Here is a 15,726-nt window from a genome sequence, read left to right on the forward strand (position 1 = left end):
CGGGGACGGTCAGGTGGTCGCCGTCGAATTCGATGGCCTGACCCTCGTCGGGGACGTCGACTCGCTCGTAGCTCATAGCACTCCCACAGAGTCATCAGCGTTATAAAAATCGTGTGATATCGCCAGCAGATACGAGAATACGGACGATCAATCCACTATTAATTTCAATAGATTAAATTCGGATCGGATCACCATGACAAAGACGCGGAGGCGGCTACCGATCCGAGACCGCCATCGGTGGGAATCGATCGGCGCGTCGTTCAGGGGAGAACGGCGACGAACCGGTCGTCGATGGACTCGTTCTCGAAGTAGTCGTGTGTACAGTCCACGAGGGTGTCGATGATGTTGCTCCTCGCTCGGATCGAGGACGCGGCGATATGGGGGGTGACGACGACGTTCTCGAAGTCGTGGAGGGGCGAATCGGCTGATAGAGGCTCGTCCTCGAAGACGTCGAGGCCAGCCCCCGCAATGGTACCGTTCGCTAGCGCGTCGACGAGAGCCTCTTGATCGACGATCGATCCCCGGGCGGTGTTGACGAGTACCGCCGAGGAGTTCATCCGCGATAGCACGGCCGAATCGATCATCCGGTGCGTTTCCGCCGTGTGTTCGGCCGTGACCACGACGGCGTCCGAGGCGTCTAGCAGGGCCGGTAAGTCGACCAGCTCCGCGCCGGTGACGTCGGTGTCGATGTCGTGGACGTACGGATCGTAGGTCAACACGTCGACGTTGAACCCGGAGAGCAACCCGGCCAACCGACTTCCGACGTTTCCGAATCCGATGATCCCGACGGTCGTCCCCGTCACCGGCCGTGCATTGGGGACTTCGTCCCGCCACAACCCGTTACGGAGCGCGTCCTGACCGACGACGATGTTCCGGTTGACGGCCAGCAATAGCGAGAGGGCGTGCTCGGCGACGGAGAGGGCGTTCATCCCCGGCGTGTAGAGAACGGCCACCCCGTTGGCGGCCGCCGCCTCGAGGTCGATGCTGTCGAGCCCCGTACCGATCTTCGAGACCAGTCGCAACGAATCAGTCGCCTCGAACACGTCGGCCGTAAGCGGCAGTCGCGAGGTCGTAAACAGGACCCGTTTCCCACGCAGTTTCTCGATGACGGCCGGTTCCGTCGGGGCGACACCCACGTCGAGGGCGAAGCGATCGCCGATTCGCTCGAGCAATCGATCGCGGGGTTTGACGTCCTGATCGACGAGCCCGTAGACGGGCTCGGAGGGCCGCTCAGTCATCGTCGCTCATCACCGTGAGGACGGGGACGTCAGCATCCAGCAGGACGGATTGAGTGACGCTACCGAAGAGGGCCTTGCCGACTTTCGAGCGCTTTCGCCCGCCGATAGCGAGGTAGGAGGCGTCCTCGTTGGCAGCGTACTTCAGGACCGCTTCTGCGGGATCACCGACGAGGCCGACGGCGGTATACCCGGTCTCGAGAGTCGCGCTGGCGACGTCATCGGCGATGTCCGTGGCCATCTCCCGGATCGTTTCAACGTCGATCGGCTCTCCCGTCTCATCGAGGCTCGTCCGTTCGAGTTCGCGGAACCGCGACTGGTTCAACACGTGCACGACGTGTAACGGCTCACCCATCGCGTCCGCTAGCGTCCGTCCTTCGCTCACGACGGCGGATCCCGTCGCTTGGCTATCGACCGCGGCAATAACGACCATGCTACCGGTATACAGAAACGAGGGACACTTATAAGTCATCCTCATTCCGGCACTCGGGCCCGGCGGAACTACCGGTTGAAACCGGGCGCTTCGGTAACTTTTTGCAGAGGAGCGAAATAGGATCGGTAATGCGATTGGATCGGTTCCGAGGGACGAGTATCGTGCCGTTTCTCCCTTCTGTGCGGGGTTTTGGACTGGTGCTTGCGCTGGTCGTGCTCGTCGTCGGCGTCCTCTCTCCACCCCCGGCAGGGATGACCCCCGAGATACAGTCGGTGCTAACGGTGTTCTTCTTCGCGCTCGTGCTGTGGCTCACGAAGGCGGTTCCCTACACCCTCTCGAGCGTTCTGAGCGTGGTGTTGTTGTTCACGCTGGGGCTCACGGAGACGTTCGAGGAAGCCGCCATCGGCTACGCGTCCACGCTCTTTTTCTTCCTGTTCGTCCTCTTGCTGTTGGGGAACGCGATCTCCGCGGTAGAGCTCGATGACCGCGTCGCAAAGGGGCTCCTGTCGTCACAGAGCACGCCCCGCCGAACGATTCGATCGCTGGCCAGCAATCTGCTGATCCTGTCGTTTTTCATGCCGTCCGCCATGGCCCGGACGGTGACGTTCATCCCGGTCGTCCGCCGCCTGACGTCGGTCTACGGACTGGATCAGAACAGTAGCTTCACCCGCTCCTCGTTCATCCTCCTCGGTCACGTGAACCCGATCGCGTCGATGGCCCTGATGACGGGCGGTGGCATGGCGATCATCACCTCGGAGATCGTCAACTCCACGGTCAGGACCGTCACCTGGGTCGAGTGGGGGGTTCTGATGATCCCGCCCACGTTGGCCCTCTACGGGTTGGCAGCGACGAGCGCCGGCGTGATCTACGGCGTCGATGATACCGTTACCGTCGAAGAGAGCACCGACGAGGGGGAACTGGGAGCCGACGTCGACGAGGAGCCGTCGCCGCTGACGCGCGACCAGCGCATCGTCGCGGTCGTGATGCTCGGTGCGATCCTCGGGTGGATTGTCGGGTCGTTCGTCGGGCTCCCGACGATCGTTCCGGCGATCGGTGCCGGAGTGGTACTGGCGATGCCCGGGATCGACATCATCACGACCGAGGACATCCGGGACGTGAGTTGGGGCGTTCTCTTCCTCATCGGGGCGATGTTCTCCATCCTCAACGTGATGGAGACGTCCGGAACGCTCGGGTACGTGGTCGACGGCATCACGCAGTACGTGGCGTTCTCGTCGCTGCCGACGTGGCAGGCAGTGACGACCCTCTTGGTGTTGGCCGTCTGCATTCGAGTGTTCTTCTCGACCGCCTCCGCCGCGATCGTGATCGTCCTCCCGATCATCCTCGAATTCGGCGAGATCAGCGGTGCGAACCCGTTGTACCTCGCGCTATCGGTACTGATCCTCATCGGGTCGACGACCTTCCTCCCGTTCAACACGTCCGCAGTCCTCATCTCGTTCGATCGGGGCCCGCTCACCAACCGCGAGGTGCTCGGCTTCGGCTTCGTCACGATGTGCCTCGCGGCAGTCATCATCGCGCTGTCGTGGTTCCTCTACTGGCCTCTCGTCACCTGAGTACCGCCACCGAAACGGTCGCACAGAGCCGAGAAACGGAGGCCGCGGAACCTCGATAGATCTCAGGACAACGCTCGCTCGAGCCGCGGTTTGACGAACGGGCCGACGAGTATCAGGATCGTCACCACCAAGAGGGCGAACGCGATGGGCTGTTGCCCCGGGCTAACGAACACGGAGTAGTCGCCGCCGGAGATCTGCAGCGACCGAAGGAGGTTCTCCTCGGCGATCGGCCCCAGAACGACGCCGAGGACGAACGCGATCACCGAATAGTTGTATTTGACCATCAGATAGCCGATGAGACCGAGGAGGATCACCGTCAGGATGTCCATCCAGTTGTTGTTGAGGGTGAACCCGCCGACCATGGACAGGACGACGACGATCGGGATGATCACGTGGGTATCGATCTGCGTCAGCCGGCCCATTCGCGTGACGAACACGACGCCCGCGAACAGAATGAAGAAGTTCCCGATGAGCAGCGCGATGAGGAACGTGTACGTCAGGTGGAGATCGGTCTCGAACAACTGCGGTCCCGGACGAAGCCCGTGCATCAACAGCCCGCCGAGCAACACGGCGGTCGATCCGCTGCCGGGGATTCCGAAGGCGATCGTCGGGATGAGCGACCCGCCGATCGTGCCGTTGTTGGACGCCTCCGCCGCGATCACGCCCAACGGTTCGCCCTTGCCGAACCGTTCGGGGGTGACCGAACTCCGCATCGCCTCGCCGTACGCGATGAAGTTCGAGACGGTCGCACCGGCGCCCGGGATCGCCCCGATGAGCATCCCGATGTAGCCCGATTTCACGAGGGTCAGCGGGTGCTGGAACGTCTCTCGGACACCCGCGAGCCGATTACCGGTCATCTCGATCGCGGAGTCGGCGATACCGCCCTCCTGACCGGCGAGCTTGATCATCTCGGCGATCGCGAACATCCCGATCAACGCGGCGATGAAGTCGACGCCGTTTCGAAGGCCGATCTGGCCGAAGGTGTATCGGAGTTCCGGCGAGTTCGGTGCGATACCGATCGCAGTTATCATCAGGCCGAAGCCGCCGGAGACGATCGCCTTGACGACGGAGCCACGGGCGACGATGGCGATCATCGCCAACCCGAGGACCGCCATCATGAAGTTCTCCGGAGAGCCGAACAGGAGGACGACCTCGATGAGCAACGGCGAGATGAGGAGGAGGGTCAGGACCGAGAGGAAGCCCGCCACGGACGACGCCGTCGCGGACATCGACAACGCATCGACGGCTCGCCCTTGTTGCGACATCGGATACCCGTCGAACGTCGTCGCGGCGGCGGCACCGGTGCCGGGGACGTTGACGAGGATCGCCGCGATGCTCCCGCCGTACATCGCGCCGCTGTACATGCTCACCAGGAGGATGATCGCGTTGACGGGCGAGAGCGGGAGGGTGAGCGGCAGGATGATGGCCATGCTCAACGAGGAGCCGACGCCGGGGAGCGCGCCGCCGATCATGCCGAGGACGAGCCCGACGACGATCCACAGGAGGGTTTGCCCGGTGAAGACGAGGCCGATCGCTTCGGTCAGCGCCCCGATCGTTCCGGCCTGTGCAACGAGGCCGAGTCCGCTCATGCGAGGATCCCCACGAGCGGGAGACCGGAGACGTTCAACACCCCGGTGGGGAACAGGATCTCACCCCGATCGAGGGGGACGCCGAGCAGTCCCATGAACACGTCGCCGATGGCGACCGCGAGAACGGTGAGCGCGATGGTCATCTTCCACGAGAGCTTGAACCAACGGGCGTACGCGAACACGAAGATCGGTGTCGCGAGGTAGATGCCGATGGCGAATCCGAGCACCCCGTATCCGACGATCGCGATCGCGGTGAACAGCGAGTCGGGAATCGGACGACCGACGACGGACAGGTCGGTCGCTTCCGAGGCGGGAGCGGTCTGCTCCGACGTGGACTGATCGAGGTTCTGTTCTAGCTCCTCATCGGTCTCGAACACCTCCGGTTGTTCGGTGAGAACGGCCGCGACCCGATCCGGGAGGTAGTTTCGAGACAGCAGGAGCGCCGAGCCGACTAAGACGGTCCCAGCCGTGAGCCGGGGGAATCGGGCGGCACTGGCGCTCTGAAAGCCGAAGGTCCCCCAGAGCATGTACGCCGAACTCACGAACATGATCAGGAGAAGGATCGTCTCCAGATGGACGAACCTCTCCGAGAACCGTTTGTACTGGTCTTCAAACGTCATTGTGGAAGTCGGTGGTGTATGTAAACGACATGTATTGGTGGTGATTCATGGTCGTATCACGGCCCTCTAGTAGGGAAGTCGAGCGGCTCAGTTGGCTTCCCTGACTTCGTCGAGATCGACCTGATCGGGGATGTTCTCGAAGGCGTCGCTGACGGCGGTTTCGGCGACATCCGGTCCGCCGTACTCGAGCACGTTGCCCGTATCCTCGGCCCACTGCTGAAGCTCCTCGTCTTCGAGGCTCGCTTCGAGCGCCTCGGTGAGCGTTTGAATGTGATCGTCGGACGTTTCCGGTGGCACGTACATACATCGGCGAAGCTGACCGAGGTAATCGATGTTCGGATACCCCACATCGGTGACCGCCGGCAGGTCGGGGAAGACGCCGGACCCCTCGCTAGAGAGGGAGACGACGGTGTCGACCCTCCCGTCCTCGGCAGCACCCTGCGCGGCCGTATCGGTGCTGATGGCGACGGGCACCTCGCCGGAGACGGTCGCCTGGACTGCGGGACCGGACCCGTCGTACCCGACGTAACGCTGCCAGGCGAGGTCGTACTCCTGGTTGTCCCGCATCAACAGCGCCAGAACGTGATCGACCCCGCCCTTTTGCTTGCCGGAGAACGTCTCTAGCTCCCCGGACTGGTACCGACTCACCAGGTCCTCGAACCCTTCGATCTCGTGTTCGGGGTTGGCGACGATGACGAACGGGGTTCGAGCGTACGCGCCGACGCCTTTGAGCTCCTGCATCTCGAAATCCGGCGGGTTGACCATCGCGGATACCGGGGTGGACGGCGGGTTGAACCCACCGAACGTGTAGCCATCGGGTTCGGCGTGATACAACTCGCCCGTTCCGCGGAGGGAAGCAGAACCCGGGATGTTCTCGATCGCGATGTTGGTGCCGAGTTCCTCGCCCATGACGGGGATCATCTGTCGGGCGAACGTATCGGTTCCGCCCCCCTCTGAAAAGGGAATGATGTACCGCAGGTCGTTGTTGGGATATCCGTCTCCGCCGTCCCCACCACCGCTACTACCCCCTGTTAGGGTCTCGGTACAACCCGCCAATCCCGTCACCAATGCCGACGCGATACCGGCGTTCTTCAAGACCCGTCGTCGATTAGTGCGATGGCCCGTGGTTTCGTCCCTCATGCGTGTGGGACACACTAGTATAACTAAATAAAGGTTTTGATTGCGTCTTGGTATGCTATAAACAGCGTCCTCGCGGCCTCTCCAGCGATATACAGCAGAGAGTCACATTAGAAAAACGTGAAATCGCTCCCCTCCAGAACGACCTCGCCGTCGAGTTCGAGCGTGGGTTCGGCCATCATCGCGTCGAAGTGGACCGGGGCGCGCGTCGTTCCGCCGAGGTTGCTGCTCGTGCCGATACCGAAATGCACGTTGCCGTACCGACCGTGGTCGTTCGAGAACCAGCCGTTGAACTCCGGACACTCGGGGTTCATCCCCACGGCGAGTTGGGCGATGTTGTAGACGGCCGGGTCGTCGTGTTCCTCCCAGACGCGCCGGATCGTCTCGGCTTCCTTCCCGCCCTCGACGGCGGTGACCGCGCCGTCTTCGATCTCCATGCGAACCTCGTCTTCGAGGACGCCGATGTCGAGGTTCGGGATCGCCCCGTCGAAGACCACCGTGCCGTCGGTGCCCCCCTCGACCGGCGCGATGTTCGCCTCGATGTGTACCAGGGCGGTGAACTCGCCGGCCCTGTCGGCGATACCGGGGTGGGCGTTGCCATCGCGGCCCTCGAGATCGACCGTGACGTCGGTCCCCTGCGGCGAGGTGACGCGCGCCTCGCTGGCCTCGGAGAACTTCTGGGCCATCTCCTCGCAGTGCGGACGCATCCCCTCGTAGTCGGCGTACAACCCGCCGCGAACGAGCTGTTCGTCGGTGAACTTGACCATGCTGATCAGTCGGGCACCGTTCTCCTTCGCTTCGGCGGCCGCCGCCGAGTGCGTGATCGACCGGTGGACGGGCGTGATGATGACGTCCGCCTCCAGCATCGCCGCCGCGACGACGTCCTCGGGTTCGTTCCCGTCGTATTCCCGCGGATCCATGAGCGTCATCGTGACGTTCGCGTCGCGTTCCTTCGCGGCAGCGGCGACTCTCTCCGCGACGTCGGCGACCTGCCAGTCGGAGACCACGAGGACGTCTTCACCGGGCTCAATGGCAGCACAGGTCTCGACGACGATACTCGCACCCTTCATCTCCTGAACGGAGTCCATGTCCCGACATCACACAGGCGGCTACTAATACGTTCCTGAAACGGCCCGTCGATCGATCCAACGATCGGCGAGATCCGGGCAGTGAGGCCCCGGAATTCGTCGATCACGGGATCCGACCGTCGTCGACGCGCTTCGTCCGTTTCGGGCGGACGGCCGCTAGATCCGATCGGGATCCCGGACGAAGGCCGTTCCCGCCATCAGGAGGCGGGCCGTTCGGTCGATCGAGACGCTCCGAACCGACGGTCCCGTGGAACGGGCATCGACACCGATCCGGATCGTTCCCTTCGGGTGGCCGATCCGTACCGCATCCCCGGTCCCGCGGGCGACGTCGGCCGGAATCGTTCCCGGGAGCCGCGTCGCCGCCGCGAGACACATCGCCCCGGTCGTCGCGTAAGCGTGATGTGGGCGGCCGGTGGACACCATCCTGGCAGTGATATCGATCTCCGCGGCGTCGACGCGACCCTCGATCGACGTCGCGTACCCCCGAGGCGGGGAGACGAGGGCGACGAACGGCATCGTCGGCCGCTCGATCGAGGCCCGCTCGGGGTCGTCGACGAGCCCGAGTTCGACGCACGCCGCCGCCCGGATCCGTTCGAGACGATCGAGAAGTCCCGCATCCGCCTCGATGGCCGCCGGCAGTTCGGTCCCGTCGAGGCCCAGGGCGCCCGCACGGAGGAAGACCGTCACGTTCGTCGCATCGACGATGGAGACCGTGTACGACTCGCCGTCGACCACGAGTTCGTCGGTCGGCTCCCCGGTCGGAAGTGCCGCGCCGAGCATGCCGCCACAGGGGTCCAGATACCGAGTCGGGATCCGTGCGCCGGAGCCGGGAACGCCGTCGATCCGGCGGGTCCCGTACGGGGTGGGCTCGCCCTCGGCGACCGGTACGTCCTGCTCGAGGAGCGAATCCGTGTTCTCGCTGTAGATGCGAACCGTCGTCGTGGGCTCGGTCGGTTCGACGAGGCCGTCGAGGAGCCCGTAGACGCCGACCGCGCTCGCGAGATTGCCACAGTTCCCGTCCCAGTCGACCGTCGCCTCGTCGATACCGACCTGTGCGTACCGGTAGGCGAGGTCGACGTCCGAACGGTCGCCCTCGTCGACGAGCATCAGTTTGCTCGTGTGGGTGTGCGAGCCGCCCAGACCGTCGACCTGTAACGGGTCCGGCGACCCGAACAGTTCGAGCACGACCTCGTCCCGTTTCGTCGGATCCGCCGGAAACGCCGCCGGGTCCGCGAAGAACCCCTTGCTGGTGCCGCCACGGATGAGACGGCCCTCGATACCCCGTTGTAGCGTCGATTCCGGGTTCGGCATACGTCGGGTCATACGGAGGGCTGTATTAGGTGTTCGTGATCGACACTCACCTCGGTTCGAACCAGCCTGATAGCGACCGATCGCCACGAACACGAATGTCCGGTGTTATGCGTCGCCGAGAACGATCTGTGCCGGTCCGAGCGCGTCGTACGCCCCTTTGTCGAGCGTGATCTCCACCGCCTCTCCGAACGACTCGAGGCCGTCGAGTTCGTGCGTGACGTACTTGACGATCGGGATCGCATCGGAGGCGACGAGTTCGACGGCGAGGTCGCCGGTATCGGTCCCCGGACCGACGTCCGCGACGCCCTTGCGCGGGTTCTCCCACCGAATCGATTTCGATCGAGCGGCGCGAGCGGTCATCTCGATATCGCCATCGATGTGGCCGACGTGAAGGACGGTCCCGCCGCGACGAACCGCACGGAACGCCTGCGCGAGGGGATCGTCGCCGTCGGTGGCGTGTGACTGCTCGCCGCCGACGGCTTCGATGGCGACGTCGGCGCCAAGGCCGTCGGTGGCCGCTCGGATCTCCGTTACTGGGTCGGTCGCAGTGGCGTCGATCGGCCTCACGCCGTGGTCTGCCGCGATCGACAGCGGCCGGTTCCTGACGTCGACGGCGTACACCTCGCCAGCGCCGAAGCGCTTCGCGAGCAACGCACACTGGAACCCCATCACTCCTACGCCGACGACGAGCACGTCGTCGCCGGGGTCGATCCCCGCGTCGACGGTACAGAGGACGGAACTCGCCAACGGCTGGAGCGCGGCGCCCTCCGCGTCGGAAATGTCGTCGGGAAGCCGTCGCAGCGGCCCGGTCGGGAGCCGGACGAACTCCGCGAGCGCTCCCGGCCGATCGAGCCGATGGAGGTCGTGTCCGGACAGTAGTTGGCGTATCCCGCCCGGCAGTACGGACAGGAGCCACAGTGGATCTTTCCGGGTGCGTACACGCGGTCGCCGACGCCGAACGCCTCGACGGCCGGACCGCACTCGACGACCTCGCCGCAGAACTCGTGGCCGAACAACCGGGCGCCCCCCTCGGCGTGGATCGACCGTTCGACGGCGTCGTAGTGAGCGATCTCCCGACCGCGGTAGAGCAGACACTCGGTGACGCTCAACTGGACTCGGGAAACGTCGATCACGACCTCCCCCTCCCGTGGTTCGGGGCGGTCAACGTCCTCGACGCTGAACGATTCGAATCCCTCGACGACGATCGCGTCCATACCACTCAGTCCATGGGCTGGTAGAAATATCCTCGGACACGATATCCAGCGAGGCGTGGCTGCAGGGCGAAACGTCTATGGTGGTCGCCTTTTAGGTACTTCGTGGAGATGGACGCAGTTAACGATCAGCGCCTCGTGGTGGTAGGGTGCGGTATCGCGGGGTTGAGCGCGGCGAACCGGGCGGTCGAACTCGGGATGGACGTCACCGTCCTCGAGAAGTCCCCGAAGGACAAGCGGGGCGGACACACGTGGCACAGCGAGTCGTTCCGCGTCGCCTCCACCGAGGCCGACCTCGAACGGTACGGCTACGAGTTCAACATCGACGACTACTCCCCGGACGACTTCTACGACGACATCATGAAACAGACGAACGGACGGGCCGACGAGGGCCTGGCCCGGACGATCGTCGACGAGATCGGTCCGACCGTCGAGTGGCTCACGGAGCGCGGCGTCGAGTGGGACATGGAGCCGCTCAACTCGGGGTACACGGTCGCGCGGACGTTCTTCGACGGGGAACAGCTGGTGAGCGCGCTCGTCGAGGCGGCAGAAACCGAGGGTGCGACGTTCGAGTACCGCACCGAGGCCCGCGAACTCCTGTTCGATGACGGCGAGGTGGCGGGGGTTCGTGCCCGGACCGACGACGGCGAGGTCGAGTTCGAGGCCGACGCCGTCGTCGTCGCCGCGGGCGGCTACGAGTCGAGCGAGGAGAAACGGACCCGCTACTACGGCCCCGATTACGACGCGATGAAGGTGCGGGGAAGCCGGTACAACACGGGCGAGGGGATCGAGATGGTGCTCGACGCGGGCGGCCGCGCGACCGGGCAGTGGGGCGGCGCCCACATGGCGCTGATCGACAGCGAGGCGCCCGACTACGAGGGCGGGGCGAACCGCGTCGACGGCTACCAGTACGGCGTGCTGCTCAACAACGACGGGGAGCGGTTCTTCGACGAGGGCGAGGACGCCCGCGCACACACCTACGCCAAACTCGGCCGACTCATCTTCGAGGAACCCGGCCACGAGGCGTACATCGTCATCGACGACTCGCTCACCGAACACATGCGGGCGACGGGCCCGGGCGACTGGGTGACCGGCGACACGGTCGAGGGCGTCCTCGAGGAGCTCGGCTGCGAGTCGCCAGCGGCCGGTGCCGATACGATCAAGGCGTTCAACGCGGCGACCGATCCCGGGGAGTTCGATCCCGACTCGCTCGACGGCAATCGGACGGAGGGACTGGACCTCGAGAAGTCGAACTGGGCGCTCCCGCTCGACGAGGCGCCGTATCACGGCTATCGCGTCACCGGCGGCATCACCTTCGGTTTCGGCGGCGCCGCGACCGACGACCGTGCGCGCGCGCTCGATACGATCGGTCGACCCATCCCCGGGCTCTACGTCGCCGGCAACACGACGGGCGGCCTCTTCTTCGATAACTATCCCGGCGGGACGGGCCTCGCGAACGGCGCCGTGTTCGGACGGATCGCCGCCGAGGAGAGCGCGGAGTACCTGGAGGCCAACCGATGATCGGAGACCAGCGGACGCTCGAGTGTGCCCTCGTCCGCGGCGGGACGAGCAAGGGCGTGTTCATCCGCGACGAGGAGGTACCCGAGGACGACCGCGACGAGGCGATCCTCTCGTTGTTCGGCAGCCCCGACGACCGGCAGATCGACGGCCTGGGTGGCGCGACGTCGACCACCTCGAAGCTGATGCTCGTCGGTCCAGCCACTGATACCGACGCGGACGTCTCGTATACGTTCGGGCAGGTGGCCGTCGACGAGCCGGTCGTCGATTACGGCGGCAACTGTGGGAACCTCACCTGCGCCATCGGTTCGTTCGCGATCGACGAGGGGCTCGTCGACGTCGATCCCCAGGCGGACGTCGTGGATCTGCGCCTCTACAACACCAACACCGACGCCCACATCGAACAGCGCGTTCCGCTCACGAACGACGGGCGGGCGGCCACGCGCGGCGATTTCAAGGTCCACGGCGTGCCGGGAACCGGGGCCCGGATCGACACGACGTTCCTCGATCCGGCCGGCGCCGTCACCGACGAGCTGTTCCCGCTGGGCGGGCCGACGATCGAGCGCGAGATCGACGGCGAGCCGCTCGAGATGAGCGTCGTCGACGTGACGACGCCGATCGCGTTCGTGCGCGCGGCCGACATCGGGCTGACGGCGACCGAGGGACGGGAGGAGATCGACGGCGACCCCGAGTTGCTCGAGCGTCTCGAACGGATCCGGGCCACGATCTGTGCCGAACTCGGGCTCGTCGACGACCCCGAGCGGGCCTCGATCGAATCGCCGGGCTACCCGAAGCTCGTCTTCGTGGCGGAGCCGACGGACTACGAGACGCCCGAGGGCGGTTCGGTCGACGCGGACGAGGTGAACCTCGTCGCGCGCTACATGAGCATGCAGAAGCTCCACCCGGTGTACGCCGTCACCGGCGTCTCCTGTACCGCCGCGGCGGCGCTCCTGCCGGGGACGATCCCGAACGAGGTGGCCGACCTCGACGGCGCGACCGTGACGCTCGGCCACCCGAAGGGGACCATGTCCGCGAGCGCGGACGTGGATCGGGAGGCCGGGACGGTCGAGGGCGTCACCGTGTACCGGACCCAACGGCGCCTGATGGAAGGGACCGGGTTCTATACCCCGTAAGCCGGGCCGTCCTTCCCTGCGTGTTCCAACCGATAAACGAAGATATATGGTACGGCAGCGGCATTGTGGGACAATGTCACAGGACATGATCGATGTGGAGATGGCCTCAGCCTCGCGTGGAATCGTCGAACAATGCCTGGATGTACAGCCGGGAGAGGAAGTGCTGGTTCTCACCGACCCGAAGACGTTCGGCGTGGGCAAGAGCATCGCAACGGCGGCGAACGGTGTCGACGCCGAGGTGGTGACGTCGGTCATGCCGACGCTGGAGAGTCACGGCAACGAACCCTTGGAGACCGTCGCGGACGCGATGGCGACCGCCGACGTGGCGTTCACCTGTACGACACACGCGATCACCCATACTCGGGCCCGACTGCGGGCGGCCGAGGAGGGAACTCGAATAGGAGTGCTTCGAGGGGTCACCGAGGAGATGATGATCGACGGCGCGATGACCGTCGATTTCGAGTCGCTCCGCCGCCGAACGGAGGCGATGGCCCGGATCATCACGGACGCCGAGGAGGCCGTCGTCACCAGCGATCGAGGGACGGACGTGGAGTTCAGCATAGAGGGGTGTCAGTCGTTCTCCCTCGACGGCTACTTCCACGAGGAGTACGGCTTCGCGACGCTTCCGCCGGGCGAGGCACCGACACATCCCGCGGAGGGAACGGCCAACGGGACCATCGTCATCGACGTCGCGATGGACAACCTCGGCCGTCTTGAGGAGCCGATCGAGCTGACCCTCGAAGACGGGTTCGTCGTCGACGTCGAGGGAGGGACGCAGGCGGCAGAACTGGAGGAGATATTCGAGGGAGCCGACGAGAACGCCCGCAACCTCGCCGAGTTCGCCATCGGAACGAACCCGAAGGCGAAGCTGATCGGAAACACGGCGGAGGACAAGAAACGCGAGGGGACTATCCACTTCGCGGTCGGGGACAACGAATCGCTCGGCGGAACGACGAAGAGCGATATCCACCTCGATGGCGTGATCAAATCACCGACCGTAAAACTCGATGGCACGACGGTGGTCGACGACGGTACGCTCCGCCGGGAACTGCTAGACTAGTTCGCTCCCCGACAGCGAGCGCTCTTTTTTCGAACAAGTACTACATTCGAGATCGACTCGTGCTGCGAGCCCTGTGATCCCAGTCTCCGGGATGAATCCCGGGTTCGTGATTAATATTCACCGCATAGGAGCGGAATTATCGCTCTCGAAGCGAGAATCCCACTGTGCGGGATCTTATATACTAGCGTCACCAACGGTCGGCTATGGCGAACGAACCGGGGCCCTCACGGCTCAAGACGACCGAAACCTCCCTGGAAGTCGTCGATGCGCTCTACGAACTCGATGGGGGACGAATAGACGAGATCGCGAATCACCTCGACGCCGCACCGAGCACGATCCACCGCCATCTCACGACGCTACGGGCGCACGATTACGTCACGAAGCGGGGCGACGTCTACCACCTCGGCCTTCGGTTTCTCACGATCGGCGGCTACATCCAACACAACGAGCGGGGCTACCAGCTCGCGAAGGACAAAGTCCAGCAGCTCGCGCTGACGACCGGCGAGCGAGTCCAGTTCATCACGGAAGAACACGGTCAGCGAGTCTACATCCACGCATCCGTCGGCGAAGACGCGGTCCAGACGGACGCCCATATCGGTAAACGCGGCCCGCTTCATTGTAGCGCCGCAGGAAAAGCGATCCTGGCAGCACTGCCCCGAACCCGCGTGGAGGAGATCATCGATACACGGGGCCTTTCACGGGTAACGCCGAACACGATCACCGATCGGGAGACGCTCCTCGAGGAACTCCAAGAGATCGCGAATCGCGGGGTCGCGTTCAACAAGCAAGAGTCGGTGATGGGGTTGAATGCGGCCGGAACGGCCGTCAAACGTCCGGATGGGCAGGTCCTCGGTGCGATAAGCATCTCGGGTCCCGCACAGCGGTTCAAAGGCGACAAACTCAGCGAGGAGATCCCGAATCTCCTCCTCGGCGCGACGAACGAGATCGAACTCAACCTCAAATACAGCGGATGATTACATCGATACGCTTGTAATAATCGCCGGGATGGACCGAGGGCCGAATAATCACGTACGAAGGAATTATATTGACGGCTAATGAAGGTCCGGTTAGAGGTATCTTTATTGAAGGCTAGTGACCCGACGCCAGTTGATGGGTTCATCGATCCTTCACGACCGGCGTCTGGAAGGGGGGAGTGCTCGCGTCGAGTATCGTCCCGTATCGAATGTATGGGCTGAGGAGGTTACGATCTGCTTAGGAGTTATCGGACCTCTCGGTGGGAATCTCGAACGAAATCAGGTTCGAGGTCCTCCAGGAGTTCTCCAATCGGTCGGAGGATGGGAACTGCCGTTTACTTTGCTATCGGTGTCGTCACGACCGGACACGGGGCGTTGAGAAGGATCTGCTGAGTAGTGTTGCCGAACACGGCCTTCCCGACGGGAGACTGTTTCGTTCCGCCGATAACGAGGTAGGTCGCGTCCTGAGAAGCGGCATAGGAAACGACTTCGGACGCCGGCTTGCCGATCAGCCCTATCGGGGTGAAGTCGTCGGTGATGGCTGATGCGACACGCGCGGCCTCGTCGCGCACCTGTTGTTGAACACTCCGTCTGTCGACCGCCGCGTCACCCTCTGGACCCTGTTTCAGTTCCGAGAGCTCCCTAACGTGTACGACGTGTAGGTCTTCGTCGAACGCCGTCGCGAGTTCTGCGGCTTCCGAAACGATTCGCTCGGCGTTGTCATCGATATCGATGGCAGCGACGATGGTCATGGGATCTGTTTCACACTCGGTATTCATAAGTACGACGAAAAGACAGTTCCATCGAGTACCGCTAGTCGCGTGATGATCTACACCCCCGTTTACG

Annotated in this window: 15 protein-coding genes; 5 read left to right on the forward strand and 10 right to left on the reverse strand. The window is 64.1% G+C overall.

Features of this window, described 5'->3' with window-relative positions; all coding sequences use genetic code 11:
• Nucleotides 1-260: 260 nt before the first annotated feature.
• Nucleotides 261-1,238 (reverse strand): NAD(P)-dependent oxidoreductase, encoded by a 978-nt coding sequence (locus QRT08_RS15895; protein WP_286046956.1) that lies wholly within the window; start codon nt 1,236-1,238, stop codon nt 261-263.
• The gene (locus QRT08_RS15900; protein WP_286046957.1) at nt 1,231-1,668 is read right to left on the reverse strand and encodes a universal stress protein; all 438 of its coding nucleotides are present in this window, start codon (nt 1,666-1,668) and stop codon (nt 1,231-1,233) included. Before QRT08_RS15900 ends, QRT08_RS15895 begins: the two co-directional genes overlap by 8 nt.
• A gap of 197 nt (nt 1,669-1,865) precedes the next feature.
• On the opposite strand from QRT08_RS15900, the gene QRT08_RS15905 reads away from it, so the two are divergent.
• A complete protein-coding gene (locus tag QRT08_RS15905) occupies nt 1,866-3,239 on the forward strand; it encodes an SLC13 family permease (protein ID WP_286046958.1) in 1,374 nt (457 codons plus the stop codon).
• 62 nt (nt 3,240-3,301) lie between these two features.
• Here the strand turns inward: QRT08_RS15905 and QRT08_RS15910 are convergent, their stop codons facing one another.
• From QRT08_RS15910 to QRT08_RS15940, 7 genes are all read right to left on the reverse strand, one after another.
• Nucleotides 3,302-4,828: a tripartite tricarboxylate transporter permease gene (locus tag QRT08_RS15910; RefSeq protein WP_286046959.1), complete on the reverse strand. Its 1,527-nt coding sequence runs from the start codon at nt 4,826-4,828 to the stop codon at nt 3,302-3,304.
• Nucleotides 4,825-5,448, reverse strand: coding sequence for a tripartite tricarboxylate transporter TctB family protein (locus QRT08_RS15915; protein ID WP_286046960.1), 624 nt, complete (start codon nt 5,446-5,448; stop codon nt 4,825-4,827). The genes QRT08_RS15910 and QRT08_RS15915 overlap by 4 nt, the downstream gene beginning before the upstream one ends.
• An 87-nt stretch (nt 5,449-5,535) precedes the next feature.
• The gene (locus tag QRT08_RS15920) at nt 5,536-6,588 is read right to left on the reverse strand and encodes a Bug family tripartite tricarboxylate transporter substrate binding protein (RefSeq protein WP_369684856.1); all 1,053 of its coding nucleotides are present in this window, start codon (nt 6,586-6,588) and stop codon (nt 5,536-5,538) included.
• Nucleotides 6,589-6,695: 107 nt separating this feature from the next.
• Nucleotides 6,696-7,673 carry an aminopeptidase gene (locus QRT08_RS15925; protein WP_286046962.1) on the reverse strand — a complete coding sequence of 326 codons (978 nt, stop codon included), beginning with the start codon at nt 7,671-7,673 and terminating at the stop codon, nt 6,696-6,698.
• 156 nt (nt 7,674-7,829) lie between these two features.
• Nucleotides 7,830-8,984 (reverse strand): PrpF domain-containing protein, encoded by a 1,155-nt coding sequence (locus QRT08_RS15930; protein ID WP_286046963.1) that lies wholly within the window; start codon nt 8,982-8,984, stop codon nt 7,830-7,832.
• A gap of 105 nt (nt 8,985-9,089) precedes the next feature.
• Entirely contained in the window at nt 9,090-9,731 is a 642-nt protein-coding gene (locus QRT08_RS15935) for a zinc-binding dehydrogenase (RefSeq protein ID WP_286046964.1), read from the reverse strand.
• Nucleotides 9,659-10,198 carry an alcohol dehydrogenase catalytic domain-containing protein gene (locus QRT08_RS15940; RefSeq protein ID WP_286046965.1) on the reverse strand — a complete coding sequence of 180 codons (540 nt, stop codon included), beginning with the start codon at nt 10,196-10,198 and terminating at the stop codon, nt 9,659-9,661. The genes QRT08_RS15935 and QRT08_RS15940 overlap by 73 nt, the downstream gene beginning before the upstream one ends.
• Nucleotides 10,199-10,306: 108 nt before the next feature.
• On the opposite strand from QRT08_RS15940, the gene tcuA reads away from it, so the two are divergent.
• The 4 genes from tcuA to QRT08_RS15960 all read left to right on the forward strand — a co-directional run bounded on the left by tcuA (nt 10,307) and on the right by QRT08_RS15960 (nt 14,880).
• Nucleotides 10,307-11,716 carry an FAD-dependent tricarballylate dehydrogenase TcuA gene (gene tcuA / locus QRT08_RS15945; RefSeq protein WP_286046966.1) on the forward strand — a complete coding sequence of 470 codons (1,410 nt, stop codon included), beginning with the start codon at nt 10,307-10,309 and terminating at the stop codon, nt 11,714-11,716.
• Nucleotides 11,713-12,846: a 2-methylaconitate cis-trans isomerase PrpF family protein gene (locus tag QRT08_RS15950; RefSeq protein WP_286046967.1), complete on the forward strand. Its 1,134-nt coding sequence runs from the start codon at nt 11,713-11,715 to the stop codon at nt 12,844-12,846. Before tcuA ends, QRT08_RS15950 begins: the two co-directional genes overlap by 4 nt.
• 73 nt (nt 12,847-12,919) lie before the next feature.
• The gene (locus tag QRT08_RS15955) at nt 12,920-13,906 is read left to right on the forward strand and encodes an aminopeptidase (RefSeq protein ID WP_286046968.1); all 987 of its coding nucleotides are present in this window, start codon (nt 12,920-12,922) and stop codon (nt 13,904-13,906) included.
• Nucleotides 13,907-14,109: 203 nt separating this feature from the next.
• Nucleotides 14,110-14,880: an IclR family transcriptional regulator gene (locus QRT08_RS15960; RefSeq protein ID WP_286046969.1), complete on the forward strand. Its 771-nt coding sequence runs from the start codon at nt 14,110-14,112 to the stop codon at nt 14,878-14,880.
• A 335-nt stretch (nt 14,881-15,215) separates the two neighbouring features.
• Here QRT08_RS15960 and QRT08_RS15965 read toward each other — a convergent pair whose 3' ends face one another.
• Nucleotides 15,216-15,632 carry a universal stress protein gene (locus QRT08_RS15965; protein WP_286046970.1) on the reverse strand — a complete coding sequence of 139 codons (417 nt, stop codon included), beginning with the start codon at nt 15,630-15,632 and terminating at the stop codon, nt 15,216-15,218.
• Nucleotides 15,633-15,726 lie beyond the last annotated feature (94 nt).

It is taken from the genome of Halalkalicoccus sp. NIPERK01, assembly GCF_030287405.1.
Lineage (GTDB): Archaea > Halobacteriota > Halobacteria > Halobacteriales > Halalkalicoccaceae > Halalkalicoccus.

Excerpts from the sequence above, each read along its gene's own strand:
- QRT08_RS15895 (WP_286046956.1), bottom strand. The coding sequence starts at position 1,238 with ATGACTGAGCGGCCCTCCGAGCCCGTCTACGGGCTCGTCGATCAGGAC.
- QRT08_RS15900 (WP_286046957.1), bottom strand. The coding sequence starts at position 1,668 with ATGGTCGTTATTGCCGCGGTCGATAGCCAAGCGACGGGATCCGCCGTC.
- QRT08_RS15910 (WP_286046959.1), bottom strand. The coding sequence starts at position 4,828 with ATGAGCGGACTCGGCCTCGTTGCACAGGCCGGAACGATCGGGGCGCTG.
- QRT08_RS15915 (WP_286046960.1), bottom strand. The coding sequence starts at position 5,448 with ATGACGTTTGAAGACCAGTACAAACGGTTCTCGGAGAGGTTCGTCCAT.
- QRT08_RS15920 (WP_369684856.1), bottom strand. The coding sequence starts at position 6,588 with ATGAGGGACGAAACCACGGGCCATCGCACTAATCGACGACGGGTCTTG.
- QRT08_RS15925 (WP_286046962.1), bottom strand. The coding sequence starts at position 7,673 with ATGGACTCCGTTCAGGAGATGAAGGGTGCGAGTATCGTCGTCGAGACC.
- QRT08_RS15930 (WP_286046963.1), bottom strand. The coding sequence starts at position 8,984 with ATGCCGAACCCGGAATCGACGCTACAACGGGGTATCGAGGGCCGTCTC.
- QRT08_RS15940 (WP_286046965.1), bottom strand. The coding sequence starts at position 10,198 with ATGGACGCGATCGTCGTCGAGGGATTCGAATCGTTCAGCGTCGAGGAC.
- tcuA (WP_286046966.1), top strand. The coding sequence starts at position 10,307 with ATGGACGCAGTTAACGATCAGCGCCTCGTGGTGGTAGGGTGCGGTATC.
- QRT08_RS15950 (WP_286046967.1), top strand. The coding sequence starts at position 11,713 with ATGATCGGAGACCAGCGGACGCTCGAGTGTGCCCTCGTCCGCGGCGGG.
- QRT08_RS15955 (WP_286046968.1), top strand. The coding sequence starts at position 12,920 with ATGTCACAGGACATGATCGATGTGGAGATGGCCTCAGCCTCGCGTGGA.
- QRT08_RS15960 (WP_286046969.1), top strand. The coding sequence starts at position 14,110 with ATGGCGAACGAACCGGGGCCCTCACGGCTCAAGACGACCGAAACCTCC.
- QRT08_RS15965 (WP_286046970.1), bottom strand. The coding sequence starts at position 15,632 with ATGACCATCGTCGCTGCCATCGATATCGATGACAACGCCGAGCGAATC.